Origin of the sequence: Microcystis sp. LE19-8.1F (genome assembly GCF_027531715.1) — a bacterium.
GTDB classification, from domain to species: Bacteria; Cyanobacteriota; Cyanobacteriia; order Cyanobacteriales; family Microcystaceae; genus Microcystis; species Microcystis wesenbergii_A.
In genome coordinates this window covers 1-25,900 of record NZ_JAPZSO010000076.1, presented here as the reverse complement: position 1 = coordinate 25,900, position 25,900 = coordinate 1, and the positions used below count along the sequence as shown (strand labels likewise).

Here is a 25,900-nt window from a genome sequence, read left to right as displayed (position 1 = left end):
AGGTTCTTCGTTACTTGGTATGGTTCGATAGGGGGGCATAAATCGACTAAATCCTTATCTGGCAAGAGACTTAATTGATTAGTTCGCTCTAGAGCAAAAACAATTGACAAAAATCGCTAAATGCCTTTCTCTATAAGGGTTCCATCCCTTATAACCCCCGTCCATTGCATAACACAAACCGAAGAGCCAAACTTAAAACTTTAATCTGATAACTAATCACTGATAACTGATAACTGATAACTGATAACTGATAACTGATAACTGATAACTAATCACTGATAACTGATCACTGATAACTGAATTAAGCCATAACCATACCACCATCGACGTTAAAGACTTGACCAGTGATATAAATAGCGGCGGGATCGGCGGCTAAAAAACGCACCATTCCAGCGACTTCTTCCGGTTTTCCATAACGGGAGAGGGGAATATATTTGAGAATTTCATCTGCTTTGAGGTCATGAGTCATATCGGTTTCAATAAAGCCGGGGGCCACGGCATTAACAGTGATGCCTCGACTGGCAAATTCTTTGGCTAAAGTTTTCGTTAAACCGATAACACCAGCTTTAGCGGCGCTGTAATTAGATTGACCCGGATTACCCATCAAACCGGATACAGAAGTGATGTTAATTATGCGGCCGCTTTTCTGTTTTAACATCAATTTACTGACGGCGCGAGTGCAGAGAAAAACTCCGGTTAAATTGAGATCGATGACCGCTTGCCAGTCTTCTAATTTCATTCTTAACATCAGGGTATCCCGGGTAATACCGGCATTATTAACTAAGACATCAATATGACCGAATTTTTCCTTGGTACTGTCCACTAAATTATCCACTTCTTCGCTTTTAGCCACATCTGCTTGTAGTGCTATTGCCTTTCCCCCGGCCGCGGTAATTTCTTCGACAACGGCATCGGCAGCACTGCTAGATTTAGCATAGTTCACCACTACAGTAGCACCCTGGCTGGCTAATTCCAAGGCGATCGCTTTACCGATCCCTCGCGAGGCCCCAGTTACTATGGCTACTTTGTCTTGTAAATGCTGGCATTCTGCGGGTAATAGTTTCATAATTTTCTGCATTCCCCAAATAATCGTCAAATCTCAAGAGAAAACTCTGTACTGATAACTTTGCTCAAAACACTTCATTATCTCACAAGCGGGTTAATCTGACCGCAGCCATCCTCAAGTGCGATCGCTTTGTCCCGACTTTCCTGTATAGTATCAGGGAGAATTGGCCGCCACTAATTGATCGAGTTGTTGCTGCATCAAATAACAGACTTTCTCATAACATTCGCGTACATAACGGCGGTCCCGGGCCGCTTTTTTGCCGTAACGTTCAAAAATAATTGGGGGACAAACCCGCGTCTGTATCGATACGGGTAAGGGAATATTCGGCAAGGGACCGATAGCTAATCCCCAGGGTAAACCGAAATAGATGGGACAGGTTCCGGGGTCAATACCGAAAGGCCAAGGCATACCCTGTTTATGCAATTCTTTTAATTGAGGATAAATATCTTCGAGGACAAACAGGGTCGAGTGAGCGCCGTGGGAAATGGCGGGAATAATCGGCACTTCGTACTGTAAAGCTAGTTTAACAAAAGCTTGATTACCGGCAAAATGAATTTTATTTCTTAAACTGTGGGGACGGAAAACATCCGTAGCACCTCCAGGATAAATTAGTACACTAGCACCACTATTCAAAGCGGCGATCGCCATTTTCGGATGAGCATGAATGGCCCCCATTTGGGCCACTAGATGCGCTTGGGATGGAAAAACTCGCCAGACTCGCGAATCCATCAAACCATAGACTAAGCGATCGCTGCCAAAGCGTTGAAACCAATCATACATCATCATAAACATATCGGGAGCCGCTAAACCGCCGTTATGGGAGCCGATGAATAATACTTGTCCTGAGGGGGGAATATTCTCCCAACCATCGGTTTTGACGCGAAAATAATGGTGATAAAACCAATCCAGAAGGGGGACAAATTTTTCGATCACCTGCGGATCGCGATCCTCTAATGACCAACCCGTGAGGGTATCAACAGGGGCCTTGGCTGCTTGTAGGGATAATTCGGCAAAAGTGGCCGTAGATGAGACAAAAGAGCTAAAAATCTGCATTGATGCCAAGGGGATAATTTGAGCGCATCTTATTATCGCAAATTTCGCTTAAAAAACCCATCGTTTTAGAACGGCTTTCCTCGATAATTCTATCATTTTTAATGTCTAATCTTCACAGTTGAACCAATTTTTATCTAATAATTGCTCTAAACTGTAAGGACATTCTGAGGGAAAATCGCCAGAAAAACCAGTTTTTTGTTGAACATAATCGAAAGCATCCTGATAGATTATCGGTAATTCCTCAGCCAAATAATTCTGTAAATTCGTCGTTAAACATTTTCTTAATTGCGTGCGAAAACTGATAATTTCCGCTCGCCAATGATTCCGATTTATTTCTGCTTCTGTTGTCCAATATTGTAAAAGTAATAAATGCCTGATCACTTGTTCAAGTAAGCTACTGACTCGGTTTTTATCTCTTTTACTCAAGCTTTCTAATTCCTCAATTAAATGGATTACATCTAATTCATCTAAGCGATTTTCCTGGAGGAGTTTTATTGTTTCCTCTAACCAAAGATGTTGATCAATTTCGTAAAGTAGAGGCAGGGTTTCTCCTCCCTCTACTTGCCAGGGATTCTGATTTAAAGTTTTCATTGGGTTGTTGGCGGTTTTTAATAGGAAATAAGCACCCTCATATATATATTATGCCACTTTCTCCTAATTTTGATAGTGACACGGGAAAAATCACCGTCCCGCCAATTCTCGTTCATAGTATCATTAGTGCATAGCCAATTTTGTAGGGTGCGTTAACGTAGTGTAACGCACGTCTTTACTGACTCAAGCTATTAAAATATGTCGGATGACTTAAAGATTGGGTTTAATTTATAACTCTACCCAATTCTCTAAACTTAATCCTTCAACCCTCAATAAATCACCGTCATTAGAAACAACAATTAAACTTTTAACTATAGCAGTAGCAGCAATTAAAATATCTTCTGTTTGTATGGGTAATCCTCTTAATCTAAGATCAGCATGAATTTCGGCTGCTTTTTATAAAATAGCTAAATCATCTAATAAAATAATTTGATAATCCTGAGAAAGTTTGTTAAATCTTTCTCTTTGTTTAGGTGCAGCAACTGCCAACAATCCCCTCTTAATTTCAAAATAAGTAATGCAACTGATAAAAATACTTTTTCTTTGAGCTTTGACATCTTCAATTTTTTGATAAACTTTAAGATCACGCTTAATAATCAAAGAAACGATATTAGTATCTAACAAATAACTCATAATTACCTATTTACGCTTAATTGCTTCATCGAAAATAGCCATTTGTTCAGGAGTAAAATCGCCGCCAATTTTTGACAGGATTTCTGTGGACATAATAAAGCTACAATGCTCTTTCAATTCTGCCTCTGACATAGTGTTAAATTCCTCAAAAGGTAAATTTTTTTCAAATAATTCAACCAAATGTTTCACTATTTCTGAATAATTAAGCTCCTCTTTAAAGAAAGGACGATCTTCCATTAAAATAGAAACAACTTGCTCAATTCTCTTAATCATCGATTTTTGTCTGACATCAGTTGATAACATATTTATGCCGCCAGTAAATTTTCAATAATATTTATCAACTGCCAATATATCAAGTTTCTCGTGGTTATGCAACATCGTGAGTTCGATCTCGAATAGATCCCCGTAACGGTGTCTTGAGTGGGATGTATCACCATTCTCATCCGATGGTGATTTCTACCATGTCCAACCTCTTTGGGGTGAAGATGTCTTTATGGTTAAAAGACCCCAAGGGACGCACCTTGTCAGACGAGGACATATCACACTATCCTTATGATAGTAGTAACCTTAGCCGAAACCATGAAAACAATTAGTTTTAAAACCCATGTAGGAGAAGATGGAACATTACAAATATCTTTACCGCCTGAACTTAAAAACACAGATTTAGAAGTTACCTTAGTTTATCAGCCAATATCTCTAAAAGAACAAGAAGAAAAAACTACATTTAGCCAATGGCAAGAAGGCTTTTTTGAAGAAGTAATTGGCGGTTGGGAAGGTGAATTATTAGTAAGAGAAAAACAGCCAGATTATGAGGAAAGAGAACAACTACTATGACTTATCTGTTAGATACAAATGTTTGTATTAAGCTACTTAATAATAGTAGTTTGGCTGTTACTCATGAGTTAGCAAAACATCAGCCAGACGAGATTTATTTATCTACTGTGGTACAATTAGAATTATATTATGGGGCTTACAAAAGCAGTAGAAAAGAGCAAAATTTAGCAAAGCTAGAGCGTTTCTGTAATCAATTTAGTATTTTACCTTTTGACCAAAATTCTGCAATGGAAGAATTCGTTCTCAATTAAATCAATTAGGTATTCCTATCGGTGGTTATGATTTACAAATTGCAGCTCTTGCTATGGCTAATGAGTTAATTTTAATCACTCATAATATCCGTGAATTCAGTCGTATAGATGGTTTAAAATATGAAGACTGGGAGATTTAATTATGGCTAATACTATAAAATAACGTAAAATAGCGTTAAACTAGCTATAATTTTTGATACAGTATTAGCAGGATCTATTTAATTAAAAAACCTGCCTTTTGATGATTGACATTTCATCAACAATTTCACCAAATCTTTCGTGTTTGATTCTGATTCTTTCTCTGACTCGATAAACTTGACCATTGCTAGAATTAAAAATATCATAAATAAATGATGTTTCTGTTGGATCTTGACCGTAAGAAGAACACTTAAAAGCAATTTCTAATGAAGAAATAAAGCCTCTATATTCGACCCAATCTTCTTCTTGACAAGCTTCTATATAAGATAATTTATCGGATTTTAGATCGTATGTGAAATATCCAGTATCTACTGAACCCCAGTTATTAGCTAAATAGTATCGAGCTAAAATATAATTATTTTTTATATCGAAAGATATGGGTGTGAATATCCTATAGCTAGGAGATTTTTCTGAACCTAATTCAATCTTTTTGATTTCATTATTATTTTCAATAACAATCTTAATAGATAGAGTTTCCCTGTCCGTTGCTGGTTCACAAAATTCTCCATCTGTTTGATCTTCATCTTTTCCTATTCTTCTTAAAAACCCTTCAAAATAAACTTTTGTGCTAGAGTCATTTGATGCTAATTTTTCTGATTGATAGATCAATTCAACTACTCGATTACAATTATCTCCTTCCAAAGCTCGAATAGGAAAAGAAGCCTCATTCTGAGTATATCCATGACTAACCGTCGATAAAAAAAACGTCATAAATATTGCATTGCTCAAAATAGTTTTGTTCATATCATCTCAAGACAAATGTTTTTTCCTATTGATTAAGATAATATTTGAAGTTTTTTATCTAAGTGTTAATAATGACTGGTTGTGGTAATTGTAACACAGACAGACACCAAAGACAACTACTATAAAATAACTTTACATTTCTTTTATCACTTTTGGAAAATGCTATCCTTGTAGATAAGACAAAAGAACTAAAAATCTCCATTGATGCCAATTGGATAATTTAAGCGCATCTTATGATAGTCTAAATATTTTCTTAAAGATGGCAGTAGGAAAGAGCGATCAAGAATGATTAAGGATAAAAATCAGCAAACCTATAGAGACCCTAGTATTGTCGGTTATTATGCCCAATTAACCGCACTACAGCCAGCAGAAAAGACAATTTTAACCCTGCTGCAAGAGCGTTTATCAACCATGAAAATGCTTGATTTAGGGGTAGGTGCGGGACGGACTACGAAGTATTTTGCCCCTCTTGTGGGAGAATATATCGGTGTTGATTATTCTGCGGAAATGATCGCCGCTTGTCGTCAAAAATTCCCCCATTTAGTCTGGCAAGTGGCCGATGCTAGAAATCTAGAACAATTTGCCGACAATTATTTTGATTTTATTCTCTTTAGTTTTAATGGCATTGATTATATTTCCCCTGCTGACCGTTTCCTAGTTTTAGAGGAAATTAGCCGCATCGGTAAAGCGGGTGGTTATTTTTGTTTTTCTAGCCATAATCTTCAGGGAATTATCCCAGAATTCGATTGGAAAAAAAAGATTAGTTTGAATCCTTTTAGTAGCTATGTCAATTTAGTCATCTGGGCGATTTTGCGGGCCTGTAATCCCTCTCTTAGCTACCAACAGTTATTGACTGCTGACTATGCAATTATTCGGGATGAACCCCATAATTTTCGTCTGCAAAATTATTACGCCACCCCCAAAGAACAATTAAGACAGTTAAGGTCTTACTTTCAAGAGATTAAAATTTATTCTTGGAAAACCGGTCAGGAAATTAAGAGCGAACAAGAGTTAAATACTAATCTTGATCATTGGCTTTATTATCTCTGTGTTCTTCCCTAATAAGTAGCTAGACACAATTAATTATACATATCTAACTACCTCTTGCCTCTTGCCTGTTGCCTCTTGCCTATCCTAACCAAGAAGTTAATTTTGTCCCATTACTTATTATCCTGCTTTTTTGGGGGATATTGAAGTAATGCTTGGGCAAGATAATGACCGGTGTAGGATCTTTCACATTTAGCCACGGTTTCCGGTGTTCCCACCGCGATTAATTCTCCTCCCTTGTCCCCTCCTTCTGGTCCCAAATCAATAATCCAATCGCTACAGCGAATCACGTCGAGATTATGTTCGATGACGATAATCGAATTACCTTTATCGACCAATCTTTGTAACACATCTAAGAGATGATGCACATCATAAAAAGATAATCCCGTAGTCGGTTCATCGATCAAATATAGAGTTTTTCCCGTGGCCCGTCGGGATAATTCGGCTGCTAATTTCACCCTTTGCGCTTCCCCACCGGATAAAGTGGGGGCGCTTTGACCGAGTTTACAGTATCCTAAACCCACATCCACAAGAGTTTGTAATCTGGTGGTGGCCCGGGGGACATTTTCAAAGACTTTTAATGCTTCCTCGATCGTCATATCTAAGACATCGGCGATCGAATAACCTTTATACTTAACCTGTAGGGTTTCCCGATTATAACGCGCCCCTTTACACACATCACACTGCACATAGACATCGGGGAGAAAATTCATCTCGATGACGTTTACCCCTTGGCCTAGGCAAGCTTCACAGCGTCCTCCTTTAACATTAAAAGAAAACTGCCCCGCTTTGTAACCTCTAGCTTTTGCTTCGATGGTTTCGGTGAAAATCTCGCGAATAATGTCAAAAACCCCCGTATAGGTGGCAGGATTTGACCGAGGAGTGCGTCCTATCGGTGATTGGTCAATGACAATTACTTTATCAACCGCGTCCAATCCTTCCACTTTATCTAACTCTTTGGGGAAGGGAGTTAAACGGGTTAAATGATGTTGTAAAGCTGGATATAATAACTCATTAATTAGGGTGGATTTGCCCGAACCAGATACTCCCGTAATCGAGACTAATTTTCCTAAAGGAATCGTTACATCAATATTTCTTAGGTTATTTTGATGGCAATTTTTTAAGACTAAAGCATTACCATTCCCATACCTTCTTTGGGGGGGGGTTTCAATAACTTTGCGTCCCGATAGGTAGGCCCCTGTTATCGATTTTTTCGACTTTAAAAGACTTTTAAAACTGCCTTGACAGATGATTTCTCCGCCATGAATCCCCGCTTTCGGACCGATATCGACCAAATAATCAGCTGCCCGAATCGTTTCTTCATCGTGTTCGACAACAATTAAAGTATTACCTAAATCTCGCAATCTTTGCAGGGTTTCTAACAGTTTACTATTATCTCTTTGGTGTAATCCGATGCTAGGTTCATCGAGAACGTATAATACTCCCGTTAATCCCGAACCGATTTGAGTGGCTAATCGAATTCGTTGGGATTCTCCCCCGGATAAAGTCATCGCTGGTCGATCGAGGGTAAGATAATCTAATCCCACATCGATTAAAAATTGTAGTCTCGCTTTGATTTCTTTGAGGGCTAATTCCCCAATTAATGCCTGTCTTGGGGTTAAATGACAATCATTAATTCTCTGCAAACAATCCCGAATGGGAACTCCGGTAAAATCCGTGATCGTATATTGTCCTAAACGTACCGATAAAGCTTCCGGTTTTAATCTTTTTCCGTGACAAACTTCGCAGGTTTGGTTAACAATATATTTCTCTAGTCTTTGTTTAATAACTTCCGAGGTGGTTTCTTGATAATTCCTATCTAAGATATTGATAACTCCCGCAAATTCTCGATAGTAACCGCGACCATTATCGTAACGGTAATCATCTTCAAAATAGATCGGTTCTTTACTCCCATAGAGAATGATATCTTGCTGGGTTTTTGTTAGTTTCTGCCAAGGGGTTTGAATTTCAAAACCTAAAGCTTGCCCTAAACCGTAGAGGAGAGAAAGATAGTAGGAATTATCCTTATCTGACCAGGGGGCAATAGCAGAATATACCGGTTGTTTCGGGTCGGGAATGACTAAATCTGCCGAAAATTTCCGTAAACTGCCCAATCCGTGACAGTTGGGACAAGCACCATAGGGAGAATTAAAAGAGAATAAACGGGGGGATAATTCTTCCATAACTGCCCCGTGTTCGGGACAGGCAAATTTCTCGGAAAAGACAATTTCTTTGGTAACTTCGGGATTATCTTCGTTATTCTCATCGAGAATTTCCACAATCGCTACACCATCGGAATGCTTTAAACAAGTGGTTAAAGAATCCACTAATCTTTCCTGTAAACCCTCTTTTTTGATCAGGCGATCAATAACAATTTCAATATCATGAAGATGTTTTTTATCTAACTCGATGCCCTCGGATAATTCTACTACCTTGCCGTCAATCCGCACCCGGGCAAAGCCTTGGGAGGCTAAACTAGAGATTAATTGCTTATGAGTGCCTTTTTTGCCGCGAATTACTGGGGCTAAGATTTGAAATCGGGTTTTATCGGCTAATTCCATCACTCGATCGCACATTTGATCGATGGTTTGGGGGGCAATATTGCGATCGCAATGGGGACAATGGGGTTCACCGGCACGACCGAACAATAAACGCAAGTAATCGTAAATTTCCGTTACAGTTCCCACACTAGAACGGGGATTGTGGGAAGTGGATTTTTGGTCGATGGAAATAGCCGGACTTAAACCCTCGATCGCATCCACATCGGGTTTATCTAATTGTCCTAAAAATTGGCGCGCATAGGCGCTGAGGGACTCCACATAGCGGCGCTGTCCCTCGGCAAAAATAGTGTCGAAAGCGAGGGAAGATTTGCCCGATCCCGAAACTCCCGTAAAAACAATCAACTGATTGCGGGGTAATTCGAGATCAACATTTTTGAGATTGTGTTGTCGGGCGCCACGGATACGGATTGAGTCAGTTTGAGCCATCGGACGGTGCTAAGTAGTCCTAAACAATCATAGCTTTGACGAATGGGTTTCAGCTACTAAGTAGGTAGGTGTTAAAAATTGTCAGACACCCCCCTTATTAAGGGGGGATTAAGGGGGGATCGGCACCCCCCTTATCAAGGGGGGAAGGGGGGGGAGCGAAGGCAAAATCTATCTTCTATTTAATTAAAACCACTTACTTAGAAAACCAGTCTTCTATCATATCAGAAGATTATCGGGGTTAAACCGCTCGTTCGAGAAACTCGCGCATATCTCGATCGGCCCCAGGACAACAGCTATGACTCGCTTCTTCTTCTAAATGGGCTAAAACTGGGCAATTAATTCGATAATCAGGTTCTTTTGACCGTTCTAGCCGCAATTCGTACACTTGTTTTTCCAGTTGTTCAATGCGGTCCACCAAAGCGCGAATAGCCACCGCTTCCGAGTCGGGTAAATCACCGTGTTCGAGAGGTTCCACCCGCGTCCCGGCGCGATAGATTAAACGACCGGGTACACCAACAACGGTACAATCAGCGGGAATATCGCGCAGGACCACAGAACCAGCACCGACGCGAACGTTATTACCCAGATAAATATTACCTAAAACCTTGGCCCCAGCGCCGACGACCACATTTTCCCCTAGAGTCGGATGACGTTTACCGCTTTCTTTCCCCGTCCCTCCTAAAGTAACTCCCTGATAGATGAGGGCATAATCACCGATAATGGCGGTTTCTCCGATGACAACTCCCATGCCATGGTCGATAAAAACACCCTGACCTATTTGGGCGCCGGGGTGAATTTCGATACCAGTCAGAAAACGGGCAAGATGGGAAATTAAACGGGGAATAAAAGGAATCCCGATCTGATATAGCCAATGGGCGAAGCGATGGCACAGTAAAGCCTGTAATCCGGGATAACAAAACAGTACCTCTAACCAGTTGCGGGCAGCGGGGTCACGTTCAAAAATGATCTTGAAATCGGCTAGGAGAGTAGATAACACGAGTCTTGATTCCATATTGATCGAGCTTATACTAAACCATGTTATCACTCCGGTAAATGAGCCGTTCAACTAAAAAGCGCTCGAGTAAGCTGTTTTCCTAGATCGCTTTTACTGTTCTTGGCCAAATTTTGAAGATATCCTTAATTTCCCTCTTGTTTAATCTTCCTTTAACTTGGGGCTGAAAAAATGCGATTGTTTAGCCTTTTTTTGCAGGGTTTCAGCTAAAAATATGATTCATCCTATCTATCGTCACCATTGGAAATTTTTATTAACCTTGCTGTCAATTGCTGGCAGTATCAATATTGTTACCGAATCGGCCTCAGCTTTAAATATCACCCGATTGAGCAGTCTTGGCAATAGTACAAATGCTGCTAATAACTTCGGGGCAGAAATTCCCGCTTATGACCCCGCTAGTCGCAAATTATTCGTAATCGGTCCCAATAATCGTCTAGATATTGCCGATATCAGCAATCCCGCTAGTCCAATTCCCTTACCCTCGATCGATCTTAGTCCCTACGGTGCGGGGGTTAACAGCGTTGCCATCAAAAATGGTATCGTGGCCCTGGCCATGGAAGCTAGTCCGATTACCAATAACGGCAGTGTGGTCTTTTTCAATACTAATGGTATCTTTCAGAGTCAGGTTACTGTGGGCGCTTTACCAGATATGTTAACCTTTACTCCTGACGGTAATCGGGTTTTGGTCGCTAACGAAGGGGAAGCGAGAGGGGCGATCGATCCCGATGGTTCGATTAGTATTATTGACCTTAGTGCTGGTATTCTCAATCCCACGGTCAACACCGCTACTTTTGATAGTTTTAATAGTCAGATCGATAGTCTCCAGCAAGCGGGAGTGCGAATTTTTCCGGGTAAAACCGTCGCCCAAGATGTGGAACCAGAATACATCACCGTTTCCGACGATGGAACCACTGCATGGGTGTCTCTACAGGAAAATAATGCTGTTGCCGTAGTCGATGTTGTTAAAGCTCAAGTCACCAGTATTGTACCCCTAGGAGCCAAAAATTTTAACGCACCGGGTAATGGTTTGGATCCTAGCGATCGAGATGGGGTAGTATTTGGAGGAGCGGCTAATTCCCCAGCAGTGAGAATTAATAATTGGCCGGTTTTTGGCTTATATCAGCCGGATACGATTGCCACCGTTACCATCGCCGGACAAACCTATTTAATTACTGCCAATGAAGGTGATACTAGAGATGAGGCTAGACGAGTTTCTACTCTAACTTTAGACCCCAATGCTTTCCCTAATGCGGCCAACTTGAAATTAACCCAAAATCTCGGCCGTTTAGATGTTTCCACCATCGACGGACTTAACGCCCAAGGTCAATATAGCCAACTTTTTGCCTATGGTGGTCGTTCTTTTTCGATTTGGAATGTCACTAATGGACTGTCCCAAGTCTTCGATAGTGGCGATGATTTTGAACAAATTTTAGCGGCTTTTTCGGCAACTCCCCTAACTGCTAGTATTTTTAATTCCGATGGTACTCCTAGCAGCTTCGATAGTCGTAGCGATAACCGCGGGCCGGAACCGGAAGGTTTAGCAGTGGGAACTGTGGGTAATCGTCTCTATAGTTTTGTGGGAATAGAAAGGGCTGGCGGTTTCATGGTTTATGATATCACCAACCCTAGTAATCCTTTGTTCACTAATTATATCAACGATTGGCAATTAGGCGATATCTCTCCCGAAGGATTATTATTTATTCCCGCTGCCGATAGTCCTAATGGTACTCCCCTGTTAATTGTTGCCAATGAAGTGAGTCGTAATGTGGCGATTTATTCCGTCAAACCTGTCCCAGAACCTAGCGCAGTTTTAGGATTAGTAACCCTCGGACTAGCTGGTTATAGTTTGAAAAAAAGAGGGAATTGCTAATTAGGGTTGGCTGAATAAATCTAAAAACCTTGTTGGGTAAGACTTTGAGACCTTTTTGAAATCCAAAAGTGCCAGGCATGGGAGTGATCAGGGGGAAAATTCCGGGACTTTTTCCCCGAAAATTAGGTAATTGACCCCCTGAAAATGGGTAAAACCCTACACCCTACACCCCACACCCCACCCCCCCGATGTCGGGGGGGTTGGGGGGGCCACACCCTGCCCCCACGAGAAACTTTTTCAGCAAACCCTAATCACATCCCGTAAAATGGTAGCGCCTCCGACCAATGGGGGCGTTTTCCCGTTTGCCAATCCAAATAGGCTAAATCGAGGATATCGGGGGCATTTATGCCTAAACAACTGGGTGTGGCTAATCTTTGATAGGGAATAGTTAAGTTTTCTAAAGTCTGCTGCCATTGTTCCAAAGTCATCAGGCTATCAGCTAAATAAACCCGATTACCCCGATAGATACCCACATACAATTGTCCCCTAGTGGCGGGCATTTCTAGGGCTAGATAGGTATCGACGGGGTAAAAATCCCGTTGTGACCAAGCCAAGGCCGCTAAACTGGAGACGGTAAAAATCGGTAGCTGTAATTGTTGTGCTAGGGTTCTAGCGGTGACTATACCGATGCGGGTACTGGTAAAGCTACCCGGCCCCTTAGCGGTGGCTAGAAAGGCTAAATCAGCCCATTTTTGCGGGGCTAGGAACTGTTTTAGATAGGGGTGGAATAGGTTCGATAAATCCCTGTCTAAGTCCCAAGTTTGTTGACGACTATCATCGCTGAAATTAGAGATGGCTAGTCCTAGTTGGGGACTGCTGGTATGCAAGGCTAATCCGTAAACAGGGGAAGACAAGTCAATCTTTCTGTATTAGTAAGTTTTTATGGGTCGCCTGGGATTCGAACCCAAGACCAATCGGTTAAAAGCCGAGTGCTCTACCGCTGAGCTAGCGACCCTTTTCCGTGTTCTGCACACGATTTATCAATATAACATCTTATCGAGGCTAAGTCAAGGGGAAATTTAAATTTGATTGACTCGCATTTCCACGATCGCCTCGCGGCTACTCTGGGGTTCTAAGTAGGTCAATTGTTCGCCTGTGTTGAGGGCGTTGCGGGGGGCGCTCCAAGGTTCGAGACAGATATAATTTTTGTCTTTCAGGGTCCAAAAAACTAGAGTCGTATAGAGATCGTCGTAACTGAGGATAATTTGACGCTGATGATAGGAATCGCTAAAACTACTTTGATGGCGAGTAATTTGCGGAAAAGCAGCATCAATTTCTTCGAGATTAAAGTCAAAGTTGCCAGAGTAGGAATGGAGGGTTTTCGTTCGTTGGTCGAGGTATTGGGAGGAGGGAATATCAAAGGATAATCGGGTTTTATCGGTGACTTGAAAGTAGGGATGGAACCCGATAGAAAAGGGCATTTTTTCGGGGGAAAGATTAATTACTTTTTGGTGAATTTTGAGGCTGTTTCCTTGCAGTTGATAGGTAAAGATTAATTGAAAATCAAAGGGATAGACTTGACGAGTGGCTTCATTACTGTTTAATTCTAGGGTTAAACTAGCGGCGGTTTCGGTGCTTTGTTTGCTGACTTCCCAGGGTAAATCACGAGCAAATCCGTGTTGTTTCAGGGTATAGTTTCGGCCTTGGTGTTGATAGGTATTATCGGGTAAGTTGCCGCAGATAGGGAATAAAATCGGGACTCCTCCTCGCACACTGAGGTTAGGATCTTTGAATCTTTCTGTGTCCAGATATAAAATATCTTCTCCGCAAATTTGCCAACGGGTGATGATTCCTCCCCTAGCGGGAACCACTTCCAGATAAGCATCAGCTTCTTCATCCTTGAGACAATAGGTAAGATATTGATTTTGGTTTTGAGTGATCGTAAAAGTCATTTCAGTTATCAGTTATCAGTTATCAGTTACCAGTGAATATCATCGGTCTTCGGTAGTTTGAAAGTTGAGATAGCCTAGGTTGAGATGAAAATTTGGGTAAGAAAATAGGCAATGGCGGCACTACCAACCGGTACAGTGAGATTATCTATACCTAGTTTCGAGAAAGTTTCTAGAATAGTAGCTCCGATCGCTGTCAATAAAGATACTAAAACAATTGGCGGATTCATGCCATTAATAAAAGATAAAATAATCAAGCTGACTAAAAAACTGATTGCTAACATAGTCAGGGAACCTTCCAGACTTTTGCCACTGCCGAAAATTTTGTAGGGATGTTGACCAAAATTTTGTCCGACTAGGGCCGCTAATCCGTCTCCCAAAGCCATAATTAAAATACCCATTGCCGCATATTCGGGGTGAGAAATTGGCCAAAAACAAGCCACGAGAACACCGATACTCACAGCATAAAAAAAAGTTCCCCAACTGCGGCGACCGACACTATTAAGACTGGGTAAAATGGGTAAAAAATAGGATAGGATAGCGATAGCTGCCGCTATGATCGCCGCACTTATTCCCACCGAAGCGGGGATATTTAACCACCAGGCAAAAAGGATAACGTTTCCCGTGCCAATGTGGACAACTTTGCGGGTAATTTCGCCATTGGCACTGAAAACCCTTTTTAATTTTTCAGCGATCAGAATCAGAACAACTAGGTAACAGGCGACTAAACCGATCGAAAATAGGAGAGAGTGGGATAGTTCCACGTGGCAAAAGCGAAAATTGACTATCTATTTAGTTTAGGCGATCGAGGTGACATTGATGAAAGGAATTTTTATTGGTTTAATTAAGGGATATCGACGGTTTATTTCGCCGCTCTTTCCCCCTTCCTGTCGTTTTCAACCCACCTGTTCCCAGTATGCCATAGAAGCGATCGAGCGCTTTGGTGTGGTGCGCGGTTCTTGGTTGGCAATTAAGCGTATTCTCCGTTGTCATCCTTTTCACCCCGGAGGTTACGATCCTGTGCCTCCCTGTCACCACAAGCACGATTAAAAGCCAAAAACCCTGCCTATTTTCTTTGGGGAAAACGCTCGATATCGGCGATACCATAAAAGATGATCTGTTTATCTTTTAAACGTAGTCGATCGACTCTTAATTGAGTACCATCGAGAGCAAATTTATCTAAATCCATAAGGTTGTTAACATGGCTGATTAAAGCTTCTCCTAAAGCTTTCGATCTTTCGTCGCCTTGGTAAACCACCTCGACAAATTGAATTTTTCGCCGTTCTTCCACAACCACAGCAGTGGTCATTTCTAGAAGAATTGGTTCTTCTTCTCCCAATTTAATTAGACTTTTCAGAGTTAAAGTTTTATCGTCATTGAGAATTAATTCCGTGTTCTGACAGTGAATTGATTTACCTTCGTACTCTAATCTTTGCAGTTTTTCGACAATAAAAGGTGTATTAAAAGAGGTGGTTAAGTCTTCTTCCGTTAAAACTACCCGCAAAGTGGCTCGCGTCGGTTGACGGAGTTTCACCTGTCCGGTAAAAATGGCACTAAAATCGATCGCCACCGCTTGCACATACAATTCCATGGCTTCGATGCGTAGGCCATTGTACATCAGCATCGACTGACCGATAAAGTCAAAACCGTCGATACTGCCTTGCAGTAATTTGGCTACGGGTTCGGCGCGGACAGTCGCTGTCAGCTTGCCTGTGCGTTTGAATAATGCAGCGATCGCAGCACTCACCACTTTACTGATGAGTTGATCGCCGCTCTGATTGGGAAAAGGTAAGCTACCAAACACGCCTGCTGTCATATCTCTCATAGGTGGGACTGCAACGATCTTAACATTATTTAAAGTTTCTTTACATATCGTTTTATTAATGAGGATGATAAGCAATCTGTATGATTCTGTAGAGGTTATAAATTTTTAGCGGTCTATCCCGTGCTAGGGGATAGGATAGAAAAGTGCTACTATCCCAGTGATATAGCGTTTTTCACTTAGAAAATCGGGGTTAAAAACGTGGTTGCCATTTCAGATCAACAACAGTTAGCCGCTACCCACAACCACAGCGATCGAGTGGCGGTATTATTGATGGGATACGGGGAAGTGGAGAGTTACGAGGACTTTGCCAACTATAATGAACAGGCCTTAAATCTGCTGACGGCTAAGTTCGCTCCTGTACCGACTTGGGTTTATCCTCCCCTAGCGAAATTATTGGCCATATTTGACCTACACGAATGGCAGCACCAGCATAATCACTTTATTTCGCCCCATAACCACATTTTCGAGCATCAAAGACAGGAAATCGAGCGCAATTTACAGGCAAAATGGGGTAATCGGGTGGAGGTATTCAAAGCGTTTAACTTCTGCGCGCCTTTTTTACCGGCACAAGTATTAACGGAAATCCGCGATCGGGGATTCGAGAAAATTTTGATCTATCCTCTCCTCGTTGTTGATTCTATCTTTACCAGTGGCATTGCGATCGAACAAGTTAACAAAGCTTTAGCTCAAGGACAAACGGGGGAACATTGGGTCAAAGGATTGCGCTATATTCCCTCGTTTTATAACCAACCCGCTTATATAGATTTAATGGCGCGGTTAGTGGAGGAAAAAATCGCTGCCGAGGTAGCTAGTAGCTGTCTTCCCTCGCAAATTGGCATTATTTTGATGAATCACGGTTGTCCCCACGAAGCTAAGGGATTTACGTCAGGAATCGATGAAAGTCAAGCTTTATACGAGTTGGTCCGGGAAAAATTAATCTATCGTTATCCCTTGATTTCTGTGGGTTGGTTAAATCACCAAACCCCCTTAATTAAATGGACGCAACCGAATGCAGAGTTAGCGGCGAAGAATTTGATTGAATTGGGGGCAAAAGCCTTAATTTTCATGCCGATTGGCTTTGCTACGGAAAATCACGAAACTTTACTGGATGTGGAGCATATTATCGAAGCTTTACGCCGCAAACACGACCAAGTTAATTATGTGCAGATGGCCTGTGTCAACGATAACCCCGAATTTTGCCAGATGGCTGCCGATTGGGCCCGGGAACATATCGAAGCTTTGATATCACAAGAGGCTTTATCTGTCAATAGTTCTGTAACAATTCCTCACATTCATTCCGATCACCATCATCACCACCACGGACATCACCATCATCATTAGGCTTGGACGGCGAAAATCAGTCCTACCACTTGTCACGTTTGGAAGTATGATCTATAATTGTGCTTTCTTGGGTACGTAGCTCAATGGATAGAGCATCCGCCTTCTAAGCGGACGGTTGTAGGTTCGATCCCTACCGTACCCGTTATTGCCGACTAGGGAGCGGATAGGCGGATGTGGTAGACCGCCAATTGCAAGTCGAGTTGCTCTGATGAGCTTCTGGTCTTGCATTGAACTTGAGGTGGCGTGAATTCTGCTTAGAGGAATGAAATTTGAAATTGTTACCCCGTTGGGATTTACAGTTAGAACTTCAGAAGGTTATTGGCAGAGGCTAATGGGCAAACATCCTGACCTTGAGGACTTGGAGGAATTAGTGACCCTTGCCCTAGCTTCACCGGATGAAATTCGCCGCAGTAGCCGCGATGCTGGGGTGCTGCTAATAAGATCGCCAGCGACAGGAAAAACGTTGGGTTGTGGCAGTGGCTCGGCGTTTAAATGGGGATGGGTTTTTGATTACTGCCTACCAAACCGATGGGATTAAAGAAGGGGAAATGCTATGGCTCAAGTAAAAGTTTTCTATGAACCGGAAACGGAATTACTGACTGTCTTCTGGCAGCAACCCAGAAAGGAGCAGATTTGTACTGAACTGGGGGATGGGGTGATTTTGATTAAGGATTCCACCAGTGGCGAGCCGATTGGCTTGGAAATTCTCTCCTATCGTCCCGGGGACAATCGCTTTGATGCGGTGAGCGTCGAATTGGGTCAGTTGAATCCCGTCGGTTGATATTGGTCGTTATTCAAGTTGTGCTGTAACTCCAAACTCATCTGGGCGTTGAGGAGGCGTTTCCAGGCGGAAGGAGGAGATGTCGCTATTGTCCCAGATGAATCGCTGCTAGGGAGAGGAATGTAAAGATTTATTAAATTGTAGCTTGTAATACAGTTGTGGGGGGGGAGTGTGTATGGTTTTATTGTCCGCCATTGGTGTTGGGTTAAGCTGTTGCTTGACCTAGCTGCGAGGGGGAGCGATCGCAATAAAGGCAATAGATAGAGAGCAACTGCCAAATGAAACATAAAACCACACTTCAAAAAGTCAGAAAAGTGGCTGTGATAATAGGAATTGCCCTTAGTGGAATCGTAGGTAATAAAACTTTTACTATGGTTCACGCAGCTACGATTAATCAATTATACCCTGGTTCAAATAATACAGTTATTGACTCAGATCAAAATTTAAAATGGTTGAGACTCGATCAATCCTTAAGTATAAACATTGAAGAAATTGTCAATAAATCTGTTGAAGATATTCCTAGCAATATTTATCCTGGGTTTCGTCTAGCAACTTATACAGAAGTCACAAGATTATTTAGTAACCTTACAGACAGTGATGCGGAGCAATTTATTAACTTGTTTGGTATAACTGATAATTCTCCACCTTTTCCACAGCCTGGAATATCCTCTGAAGGTTGGTTTCTTGGACTAGATAATGTTCTTAATTTAAGTGGTGGTGCCTTTAAGGGAGATGATGGAGTAAGTTGGATAAATGCTCCTGTGACTGATGTTTTATTTAAATGTAAAGCTAATAAATTCGTTTATTTGGTTGCAGTTCCCGAACCCACCTCAACCCTCAGCCTCCTCGCACTCGGTACACTTGGCGCAGTTTCAACCCTGAAGCGCAAACTAAAACCCTCCCAATCCACCGAAAAAGAAACCACAAAAGTAGGCTAAATTGCTTCTAAAATACCATAAATGCCCCTTCATTTAGTCAGTTGAGGGGGTATTTTTTGTGTATTGTTTATTGTCTATTATTTAATTGTTGCTAACTAATTGACAACAAGAGCGTTTTTTGTGGTAAAATAGTCAGCCTAGTGTAAATATAGTAAAAGTTGAAATGTCTGTCACCCATATTAATAATCTTCAAGACCAGATTTTGCAAAGTATTAAGACTTTACCGCTAGAAAAACAGCAAAAAGTCCTTGAATTTGTCAAATCCTTACAAAGAAATTCACGTTTTCAGAAATGGGACAATATTTCAGATGCAGAAGCACAATCGTTACAAAATGAATTTGCTCAAGAGGATATTAGCTTTTCAGAAAGTATTTTACCCGATTATTTATCTCACCTTGAACAAGAGGATAAGGAATAAATGCGAGGCGATATTTATCTAGCTGATTTGAATCCGAGTCGTGGTTCAGAACAAGCTGGTATTCGACCTGTTATTATTGTCCAACATAACAATATTGATCGCTTCACTAGCACTGTTGTTGTAATTCCATTAACCAGTAATTTACGTCGCGCACAAATCCCTGGAACAATGGTTATTCCCGCAGGACAAGGAGGCTTAAATCAGGAATCAGTAGCCTTATGTTATCAAATTGTTGTTATTGATAGACAACGACTTCAGAGACAGTTGGGGACACTTTCTTCTAGTTATTTACAGCAATTGGAAGATGCTATGCGATACACATTAGATTTAACATAAAACACTAATATGAATGTTTAATTAGTTTAATTTTCTTTCTGGAAAACTTGAACTTTAAGTCTCCTGGTAGTCAGTACACTCGGCGCAGCTTCAACCCTGAAGCGTAAACTAAAACCCTCCCAATCCACGGAAAAAGAAACCACAAAAGTAGGCTAAATTGCCCACTAAAATACAATAAATGCCCCTTCATTTACTCCCTTGAAGGGGACTATTTTTTCCCCCTTTTTAAACTCTAAAAATTTCAGAGTTCACAGCTTATCGCTTACTTAAGACGGATGATTATTAGGATTTTCCATCAGCAATCCCTCACTGATCACAGCGACATTCAATTCATTATCTGCCGAGACAAAAGTGATAGAAGGTAAACCACTAGCTAGGCAAAGTGTATTAACAGCACAACCTACTGCTAACTGGATTGCGTCATAACCTCTTAAACCATAAGTTTCCGCTAATACCATTCCTGAATTAATTATACTTTCGGTAATTTCAATGACTTGATAATCTTTAAGCGAGTCCTTTCTCAACTGATGAACTATTGCCGTTGCATCCGTAACGCTAATACTTCCAGTGCGGGATCTTCGCGTAATAGCAGCCACAATTTCTACCTTGGCGATTGCGGCAATAAATATTTCATTATTTAAAGCATCAGTAAATAATTCCAATACCCATGCTGAACCGGTTTCGCTGATATAACGCTTGACCAAGGCACTACTATCTAAGAAATAAAGTGCCATTTAACGGCGTTCCTCAATAATCGTTTCTGAAATAGGTTTTCCCTCGATTTCAATCAATCGTCGCTCAGTTATCGGTTGAGATGAAGGACGCTTAATCTGCTTGACTAATCCAGCATCAAGAAGAGATTGGTGAAATACCGCTTGTTTGTCAGCTTCTTCTTTATCCATAAGATACTGTTGAATCTTCTGATTAAGCAGCTGAAGTTCTTTTAGCTCAAGAGTCTCAAGCTGATTCAAGATTTGAGTAAGGATTGCCTGTGTCATAATCTGCCACTTTTTTTGCTGTCTGAGTAATTAATCTTTTATAGCAAAGTTATAATTGAGCTAGTACAATAGACAGTATCATAAAAATTCACTCTTTAGACCTGCTTGATCGTAAATTTTTAGATTCTAGGCGCTTAATATCCTCTTGTCAGTAGCTGTTGAAAAGCAAAATGATCAAATCCTAGAGAACCGCTTGGATATTTGTTTGATTCTTGGCCAATTCTGCCAATGTCATTCCCTTTGTAAGTCGTTCAATTTCACTGCATCAGCTTAATTCCTTGCCAATGAATCAAATAAAGACAAAGACTTTACCGCTAGTTTTGGCAACTATTCTCGGTGTGAGAGGAGGAGGGGGATTTTTCTGCCGTTTCCCCCTCATAACTAAGATAGGATTAGTTTTTGCGGTAAAAAACCTTACTGCCTTGGTCACTGACAAAATGACAATTGCGGTAGGACCGCCAGAGAGACTTGAAAATCGGTTCTTTCGAGACGCGATAATAGTCTCCTAAGACGGGACGGATAGCCTCGGTTGCTTCTTGGAGATGATAGTGGGGAATAGTGATAAAAATGTGATGGGCGACGTGAGTACCAATTTGGTGATGGATGGGATTAAAGATGCCATAATCGCGATCGATAGTAGAAAGCGCCCCTTTGAGAAAGTACCAATCTTGACCGCGATACCAGGGAATATCATCTTCGGTGTGGTGTAGGAATGTCACCAGGTCTAACCAAACCACAAAGACGATATAGGGCATGATGTAGTAGTTAAACAGAAACCAAAAGCCGTAGCTGATACCCACCCCGATTAATAGACCTAACATAAAGGTACAGCAAACGGTGCTAGTCAGTACCTGCCAGCGTTCCGAGGGGCGAAAGAGGGGGCTTTCGGGCATAAAATGGGACCCCTGTTTATTAGGGGAACGACGGAAAAGATAGAGGGGGTAAACGAATAAAATTAGCTGAAAACGAGCTAATTTTTCGTACCAAGCCATATTGTTATACTGGGTTTCCGTGACGGGATACCAACTTTCATCGGTGTCGATATTGCCGGTATTAGCGTGATGGGTGCGATGACTGATGCGCCAACCGTGGAAAGGTACGAGAATGGGAGTATGACTGAGATGACCGATTAAGTTATTTAACCAACGATAACGGGAAAAGGAACCGTGACCGCAATCATGACCGACAACAAATAAGGCCCAAAACATGGTTCCCTGCATAAACCAAAAAAGGGGGAAGAACCAAGCTTGATTAATCTGGTAAGTTATCCAGTAAAGCAGGGTAATGATGCCAATATCAAAAAAAAAGTAAGCTAAAGAGCGAAAAACGCTTGATTGGAAGCAACGGGCCGGGATAGCTAGACGGACATCCTGTAGGGTAAATGGCAAAAATTCTCTTTTTAGGGAGGGTTTAGGTAGGGTTTGGGACACTAGGTTATAACTCAAGATAGATGACAGAGCAGTATTGACGAAGGCTTGAGTAGCTCAAGTTTTCTGTTTCTCGATGCGCTATCTTTTCTCTGTCTCAGCTAGGAGCAGATAAGACCGAGCGATCGAGAGAATTTCGTCTAACTCCCTAGGATTTTATTCTAGGGCTTAATGTAACTTAACAAAAGCCCCTAGGGAAAGTCAATCACATTCTCCCCCTGTCTGTCCATCTGTCCCCTTGGGCATTTAGTACAAAAATATCTGAGAAAATAGATAAGACTCTCGGTTATTCAATCAACATTATGAACCAGTTACCGATTCGTCCAGCTAACAAAAATTTTACCCATAGTTGCTTGACTTTTGCCGATTTTTATGCGGGAATTGGTGGCTTTCGTCTCGGTCTTGAACAAATCGGTTGGCAATGTGTTTTTAGCAACGAAAATAACCCAGATTGTGTGAAAACCTACAATCACAATTTTCATGAATCCATAAAACCGCAAGATGTTGAAGCTTTAATTCCTAGCTTACTTCCCGATTTTGAGGTTTTTTGTGGAGGATTTCCCTGTCAGCCATTTTCCAGAGCAGGACAACAAAAAGGTTGGCAAGACAGTCGCGGACTAGCCATTCAGGAAATTCTGAGAATTTGCCATGAAAAAAAGCCTAAAGTTATCTTTCTTGAAAATGTTAGTAATATCGTGCGCTTAAATCAAGGGCAGATATTAAAAGATATATTAATCCAGTTAAAAGAAATAAATTATCTGGCTTTTTATGCAGTTATCGATAGTAAATATTTCCAAATTCCTCAATCAAGACCTCGCTTTTTTTTATTGGCTTTCCGCAAGGATTTAGGAATTAAAAACTTTCAATTTCCCCAACCTTGCCATGCAGAAGTGGGTATTGAAAAAATTATTGTTCCGGGAGATTATTCAATTCCCATATCGGAAAAATGGCAGCAGTATATTGATTATTATGCTGGCAGAATTACTGCCGAACAATTATCTTTTCAACTGCCAAAAACAAGAATAAGTATTGAAAGGGCAAGTGTTAATGTAGATTATGATAATTGTATTTATCAAATGAGATCTAGTGGCATCCGAGCAATTTCTATCCAAAAACCCTTTCCTACTTTTGCGGTTAGTGTTAGCGGTGGTGGTGCCATGATTCCAGTGTATAGCAAGGAAAGAAGACATTTAAGTCTCTTAGAAATAAAAAGATTAATGGGATTTCCCGATGATTATTATTTTCCTGTTTCTCGCACCGCTGCTATTAAACAACTTTCTAACGCTGTCTGTCCCCCAGTCATTAAACATATTGGTATAAATATTACTAAATCACTCAATTAGCTCGATTTAGCCGGTCTTCAATATTTTCTTGACTGGGGAAAATAATCTTAGTTACTTCAGGAAAAGCTAAGACACATTCTGAACATTTATCAGGAGCATAGTTACAAAGATTACAGATTTGCCATTTGCATTTATTACAATAGAAGCAGAGAGCTTGAAAATTGTCATCGGCACTATTTCCACCTTTTTCTACGGGAATCCGATGATCCCAAACTAAACGCACTCGATCCCTAGCATAGGTATTTTGATTGATATTTTCTTTCTTTTTAAGAATTGAGCCACAAAAATTACATTTATTTTTTTGTTGTTCTAAGATATTTCTCTGAATTAGGGATGAGGGAGGTGTTCTAATCGGTGGTTTAGTAGTGGTAAAAAGTCGTTGATGATCGGAACTATCTAAAATATATTTTTGACTGCCTAATCTTTTTTGTCCTGGAGGATCAGAAATAAAATTAAATCCCTCTTCATTCCAAAGTTCGCTAAAGGGTTTATTAGCATCAGCATAGGAATCTTGAATTAAATTTTCAGGAATTTTACCCTTGAGTATAGTTTTTATCTCTTGCAAATTATTGGTCGCATTAGTTAGATCGCTCTCACAACCTTCTCCATACCTAATCAGAGTTAGCAAAGCAGCAATAGTTCTTTTTTTATATATAGCGTTTCCTAAGCTAGTGAGGTACACATATTTTTCTTCCCTTTTGACTTTTGCCTCTTGCCTTTTGCCTAAAACCCATAACTTTTGTACCTCAGCAGACTGAAAAACGCTATAAAATAATTACTCTGTTATCATTAAAGATAATTAAATATCCTTTTCCTTGAGTATTCTTGGTAATTTCCCTAATATCTTCTAACTTGATCCCACTCATCTTAATACCTCTAGAAATTACAGATAATTGGCTGTTAAAACCCAAAAAAAGGGCGAACAAAATTCACCCTAACAGATACAGTAATCATCCTACAAAGTGCCGATAAACTTATCAATGCGATCGAATCCTTTTTCAATTGTCTTTAGGTCTGTAGCATAGGAAAGACGAATACAATCATCGGCACCGAAAGCAATACCGGGGATAGCGGCTACTTTTTGGGTTTCGAGAAGTTTCTGACAAAAATACCGGGATTTTAAACCAGTTTGACTAATATCGATAAACAAATAAAAAGCACCGTTGGGAGTAGGACAATTGAGTTCGGGGATTGCTCGCACTCGTTCTAAAATATACTGTCGGCGCTGGCTAAAAGCTTTGACCATTTCCTCGATGCAATCTTGGGGACTCTCCAAAGCAGCGATCGCACCGTATTGGGCAAAAGTGCAGACATTAGAGGTACTATGACCTTGGATCTTAGTCATAGCTTTGACAATTTCCACCGGTGCTGCCACATAACCGACGCGCCACCCCGTCATCGAGAAAGCTTTAGCAAAACCATTACTAATAATACTGCGCTGAAAGATTTCTGGGCCAAAAGAAGCGATACTGCGGTGAATTGCGCCATCATAGAGGATTTTCTCGTAAATTTCATCAGAAACCACTAAAATATCCTTTTCAACCACAATTTTTGCTAAAGCTGCGATTTCTTCGGGAGTATAGACAATGCCGGTGGGATTAGAGGGAGAATTGAGAACAAATAATTTAGTTTTCGGTGTAATTGCCGCTTCTAGCTGTTCGGGGGTGATTTTATACTGATTCTCTAGGCTAGTATTGACGATAACCGATGTTCCTCCCGCTAACGTCACCATTTCAGGATAACTCAACCAGTAGGGTGCGGGAATAATCACTTCGTCCCCCGCTTCAATTAACGCCATGATTAGATTGTAGAGAGACTGTTTACCGCCATTGGTGACGATGACATTATCGGCATTGTATGCTAGTTGATTATCCCGCAGCAATTTCTCGGCGATGGCTTTTCTTAACCCCGCTTCCCCGGCAGCCGGTCCGTAGCGAGTTTTTCCCTCATCGAGGGCCTTTTTCGCGGCAGCTCTGATGTGAGTGGGTGTGTCGAAATCTGGCTCCCCGGCGCTAAAACTACAGACATCTTCGCCGTTTTTCTTCATTTCCTTGGCCAGAGAGTCGATAGCTAGGGTAAGGGAGGGGGTGACTTGATTGACTCGTGACGCTAGTTTCATAGTATTTTACCCTGAAAGGGCTTTTCTGATGACCTACACAACCTTTAGTATTGTCCATCACCTCGATTGTTCTGGGTGTTTTTTTATATAATCTCCGGAATTGCGGCGCTTAGGGATGGGTGTGGGGTGATGGGGAAGTGGGGAAGTGGGGTGTGGGGTGTGGGGTGTGGGGTGATGGGGTGTGGGGTGGGGGGTGAGG

General features: G+C 41.2%; 27 protein-coding genes, 2 tRNA genes and 4 pseudogenes. 14 read left to right on the top strand and 19 right to left on the bottom strand.

Translation table 11 applies throughout. The annotated features are described in order from the left end of the window. Nucleotides 1-301: 301 nt before the first annotated feature. From fabG to O9334_RS07880, 5 genes and pseudogenes are all read right to left on the bottom strand, one after another. Nucleotides 302-1,078 (bottom strand): 3-oxoacyl-[acyl-carrier-protein] reductase, encoded by a 777-nt coding sequence (gene fabG / locus O9334_RS07900; protein WP_002782849.1) that lies wholly within the window; start codon nt 1,076-1,078, stop codon nt 302-304. Nucleotides 1,079-1,219: 141 nt separating this feature from the next. Continuing rightward, nucleotides 1,220-2,119 carry a lysophospholipid acyltransferase family protein gene (locus O9334_RS07895; protein WP_287999789.1) on the bottom strand — a complete coding sequence of 300 codons (900 nt, stop codon included), beginning with the start codon at nt 2,117-2,119 and terminating at the stop codon, nt 1,220-1,222. A gap of 105 nt (nt 2,120-2,224) precedes the next feature. Beyond that, entirely contained in the window at nt 2,225-2,710 is a 486-nt protein-coding gene (locus tag O9334_RS07890) for a DUF29 domain-containing protein (RefSeq protein ID WP_287999788.1), read from the bottom strand. A 228-nt stretch (nt 2,711-2,938) separates the two neighbouring features. After that, nucleotides 2,939-3,343, bottom strand: a pseudogene (locus O9334_RS07885) (type II toxin-antitoxin system VapC family toxin). A gap of 6 nt (nt 3,344-3,349) precedes the next feature. Continuing rightward, a complete protein-coding gene (locus O9334_RS07880; protein WP_045362253.1) occupies nt 3,350-3,646 on the bottom strand; it encodes a hypothetical protein in 297 nt (98 codons plus the stop codon). Nucleotides 3,647-3,922: 276 nt separating this feature from the next. On the opposite strand from O9334_RS07880, the gene O9334_RS07875 reads away from it, so the two are divergent. Both O9334_RS07875 and O9334_RS22845 read left to right on the top strand, forming a co-directional pair. Then, a complete protein-coding gene (locus tag O9334_RS07875) occupies nt 3,923-4,177 on the top strand; it encodes a hypothetical protein (RefSeq protein ID WP_045362322.1) in 255 nt (84 codons plus the stop codon). Then, complete coding sequence (locus O9334_RS22845; RefSeq protein WP_312673313.1) at nt 4,174-4,428, top strand: type II toxin-antitoxin system VapC family toxin; 255 nt, start codon at nt 4,174-4,176, stop codon at nt 4,426-4,428. Before O9334_RS07875 ends, O9334_RS22845 begins: the two co-directional genes overlap by 4 nt. Before the next feature lie 222 nt (nt 4,429-4,650). Here O9334_RS22845 and O9334_RS07865 read toward each other — a convergent pair whose 3' ends face one another. Then, nucleotides 4,651-5,370 carry a hypothetical protein gene (locus tag O9334_RS07865; protein ID WP_287999787.1) on the bottom strand — a complete coding sequence of 240 codons (720 nt, stop codon included), beginning with the start codon at nt 5,368-5,370 and terminating at the stop codon, nt 4,651-4,653. Nucleotides 5,371-5,655: 285 nt separating this feature from the next. Here O9334_RS07865 and O9334_RS07860 point away from each other — a divergent pair, with 285 nt between their 5' ends. Continuing rightward, complete coding sequence (locus O9334_RS07860; protein ID WP_190380124.1) at nt 5,656-6,432, top strand: class I SAM-dependent methyltransferase; 777 nt, start codon at nt 5,656-5,658, stop codon at nt 6,430-6,432. A gap of 98 nt (nt 6,433-6,530) precedes the next feature. Here the strand turns inward: O9334_RS07860 and uvrA are convergent, their stop codons facing one another. Beyond that, entirely contained in the window at nt 6,531-9,404 is a 2,874-nt protein-coding gene (gene uvrA, locus O9334_RS07855; protein ID WP_045362261.1) for an excinuclease ABC subunit UvrA, read from the bottom strand. Nucleotides 9,405-9,642: 238 nt separating this feature from the next. Next, entirely contained in the window at nt 9,643-10,416 is a 774-nt protein-coding gene (gene cysE / locus O9334_RS07850; RefSeq protein ID WP_045362264.1) for a serine O-acetyltransferase, read from the bottom strand. A gap of 214 nt (nt 10,417-10,630) precedes the next feature. On the opposite strand from cysE, the gene O9334_RS07845 reads away from it, so the two are divergent. Beyond that, a complete protein-coding gene (locus tag O9334_RS07845; RefSeq protein ID WP_287999786.1) occupies nt 10,631-12,286 on the top strand; it encodes a choice-of-anchor I family protein in 1,656 nt (551 codons plus the stop codon). A 251-nt stretch (nt 12,287-12,537) separates the two neighbouring features. On the opposite strand, the gene tsaB is transcribed toward O9334_RS07845, so the two are convergent. The 4 genes from tsaB to O9334_RS07825 form a co-directional block, all read right to left on the bottom strand. Continuing rightward, nucleotides 12,538-13,140: a tRNA (adenosine(37)-N6)-threonylcarbamoyltransferase complex dimerization subunit type 1 TsaB gene (tsaB, locus tag O9334_RS07840; RefSeq protein WP_287999785.1), complete on the bottom strand. Its 603-nt coding sequence runs from the start codon at nt 13,138-13,140 to the stop codon at nt 12,538-12,540. A 29-nt stretch (nt 13,141-13,169) separates the two neighbouring features. Further along, nucleotides 13,170-13,241 (bottom strand) — tRNA-Lys (locus O9334_RS07835). A 64-nt stretch (nt 13,242-13,305) separates the two neighbouring features. After that, nucleotides 13,306-14,178 (bottom strand): aldose epimerase family protein, encoded by an 873-nt coding sequence (locus O9334_RS07830; protein ID WP_190380126.1) that lies wholly within the window; start codon nt 14,176-14,178, stop codon nt 13,306-13,308. Between the two features lie 74 nt (nt 14,179-14,252). Continuing rightward, on the bottom strand, nt 14,253-14,939 hold the full coding sequence (locus tag O9334_RS07825) for a diacylglycerol/polyprenol kinase family protein (RefSeq protein ID WP_287999784.1): 687 nt from the start codon (nt 14,937-14,939) through the stop codon (nt 14,253-14,255). A gap of 55 nt (nt 14,940-14,994) precedes the next feature. On the opposite strand from O9334_RS07825, the gene yidD reads away from it, so the two are divergent. Next, on the top strand, nt 14,995-15,225 hold the full coding sequence (yidD, locus tag O9334_RS07820; protein WP_190380128.1) for a membrane protein insertion efficiency factor YidD: 231 nt from the start codon (nt 14,995-14,997) through the stop codon (nt 15,223-15,225). 16 nt (nt 15,226-15,241) lie between these two features. On the opposite strand, the gene O9334_RS07815 is transcribed toward yidD, so the two are convergent. Beyond that, a complete protein-coding gene (locus O9334_RS07815; protein WP_008202228.1) occupies nt 15,242-16,000 on the bottom strand; it encodes an LmeA family phospholipid-binding protein in 759 nt (252 codons plus the stop codon). Between the two features lie 198 nt (nt 16,001-16,198). Between O9334_RS07815 and O9334_RS07810 the strand changes: the two genes are divergently transcribed. From O9334_RS07810 to O9334_RS07775, 8 genes and pseudogenes are all read left to right on the top strand, one after another. After that, the gene (locus O9334_RS07810) at nt 16,199-17,341 is read left to right on the top strand and encodes a ferrochelatase (protein WP_045362284.1); all 1,143 of its coding nucleotides are present in this window, start codon (nt 16,199-16,201) and stop codon (nt 17,339-17,341) included. A gap of 69 nt (nt 17,342-17,410) precedes the next feature. Next, a tRNA-Arg gene (locus O9334_RS07805) sits at nt 17,411-17,483 on the top strand. A gap of 120 nt (nt 17,484-17,603) precedes the next feature. Then, a pseudogene (locus tag O9334_RS07800) lies at nt 17,604-17,907 on the top strand (hypothetical protein). Continuing rightward, nucleotides 17,895-18,122: a hypothetical protein gene (locus O9334_RS07795; RefSeq protein ID WP_045362288.1), complete on the top strand. Its 228-nt coding sequence runs from the start codon at nt 17,895-17,897 to the stop codon at nt 18,120-18,122. The pseudogene O9334_RS07800 and the gene O9334_RS07795 overlap by 13 nt, the downstream one beginning before the upstream one ends. Nucleotides 18,123-18,400: 278 nt before the next feature. Beyond that, complete coding sequence (locus O9334_RS07790; protein ID WP_045362291.1) at nt 18,401-19,060, top strand: PEP-CTERM sorting domain-containing protein; 660 nt, start codon at nt 18,401-18,403, stop codon at nt 19,058-19,060. A 163-nt stretch (nt 19,061-19,223) separates the two neighbouring features. Further along, a complete protein-coding gene (locus O9334_RS07785) occupies nt 19,224-19,478 on the top strand; it encodes a hypothetical protein (protein ID WP_045362295.1) in 255 nt (84 codons plus the stop codon). After that, on the top strand, nt 19,479-19,814 hold the full coding sequence (locus O9334_RS07780) for a type II toxin-antitoxin system PemK/MazF family toxin (protein WP_045362298.1): 336 nt from the start codon (nt 19,479-19,481) through the stop codon (nt 19,812-19,814). A 51-nt stretch (nt 19,815-19,865) separates the two neighbouring features. After that, nucleotides 19,866-19,970, top strand: a pseudogene (locus tag O9334_RS07775) (PEP-CTERM sorting domain-containing protein); the annotation flags it as partial. Between the two features lie 110 nt (nt 19,971-20,080). Here the strand turns inward: O9334_RS07775 and O9334_RS07770 are convergent. From O9334_RS07770 to O9334_RS07760, 3 genes are all read right to left on the bottom strand, one after another. Beyond that, nucleotides 20,081-20,548 carry a type II toxin-antitoxin system VapC family toxin gene (locus O9334_RS07770; RefSeq protein ID WP_045362300.1) on the bottom strand — a complete coding sequence of 156 codons (468 nt, stop codon included), beginning with the start codon at nt 20,546-20,548 and terminating at the stop codon, nt 20,081-20,083. Beyond that, nucleotides 20,549-20,812: a hypothetical protein gene (locus O9334_RS07765; RefSeq protein WP_045362302.1), complete on the bottom strand. Its 264-nt coding sequence runs from the start codon at nt 20,810-20,812 to the stop codon at nt 20,549-20,551. A 392-nt stretch (nt 20,813-21,204) separates the two neighbouring features. After that, a complete protein-coding gene (locus O9334_RS07760; RefSeq protein WP_287999783.1) occupies nt 21,205-22,242 on the bottom strand; it encodes a fatty acid desaturase in 1,038 nt (345 codons plus the stop codon). 299 nt (nt 22,243-22,541) lie between these two features. On the opposite strand from O9334_RS07760, the gene O9334_RS07755 reads away from it, so the two are divergent. After that, a complete protein-coding gene (locus O9334_RS07755; protein ID WP_045362308.1) occupies nt 22,542-23,582 on the top strand; it encodes a DNA cytosine methyltransferase in 1,041 nt (346 codons plus the stop codon). Here the strand turns inward: O9334_RS07755 and O9334_RS07750 are convergent. The 3 genes and pseudogenes from O9334_RS07750 to O9334_RS07745 form a co-directional block, all read right to left on the bottom strand. Next, a complete protein-coding gene (locus O9334_RS07750; protein ID WP_238567899.1) occupies nt 23,575-24,264 on the bottom strand; it encodes an HNH endonuclease in 690 nt (229 codons plus the stop codon). The genes O9334_RS07755 and O9334_RS07750 overlap by 8 nt on opposite strands. A gap of 85 nt (nt 24,265-24,349) precedes the next feature. Further along, nucleotides 24,350-24,508, bottom strand: a pseudogene (locus O9334_RS22840) (HNH endonuclease); the annotation flags it as partial. A 29-nt stretch (nt 24,509-24,537) separates the two neighbouring features. Beyond that, nucleotides 24,538-25,701: a pyridoxal phosphate-dependent aminotransferase gene (locus O9334_RS07745; protein WP_045362311.1), complete on the bottom strand. Its 1,164-nt coding sequence runs from the start codon at nt 25,699-25,701 to the stop codon at nt 24,538-24,540. Nucleotides 25,702-25,900 lie beyond the last annotated feature (199 nt).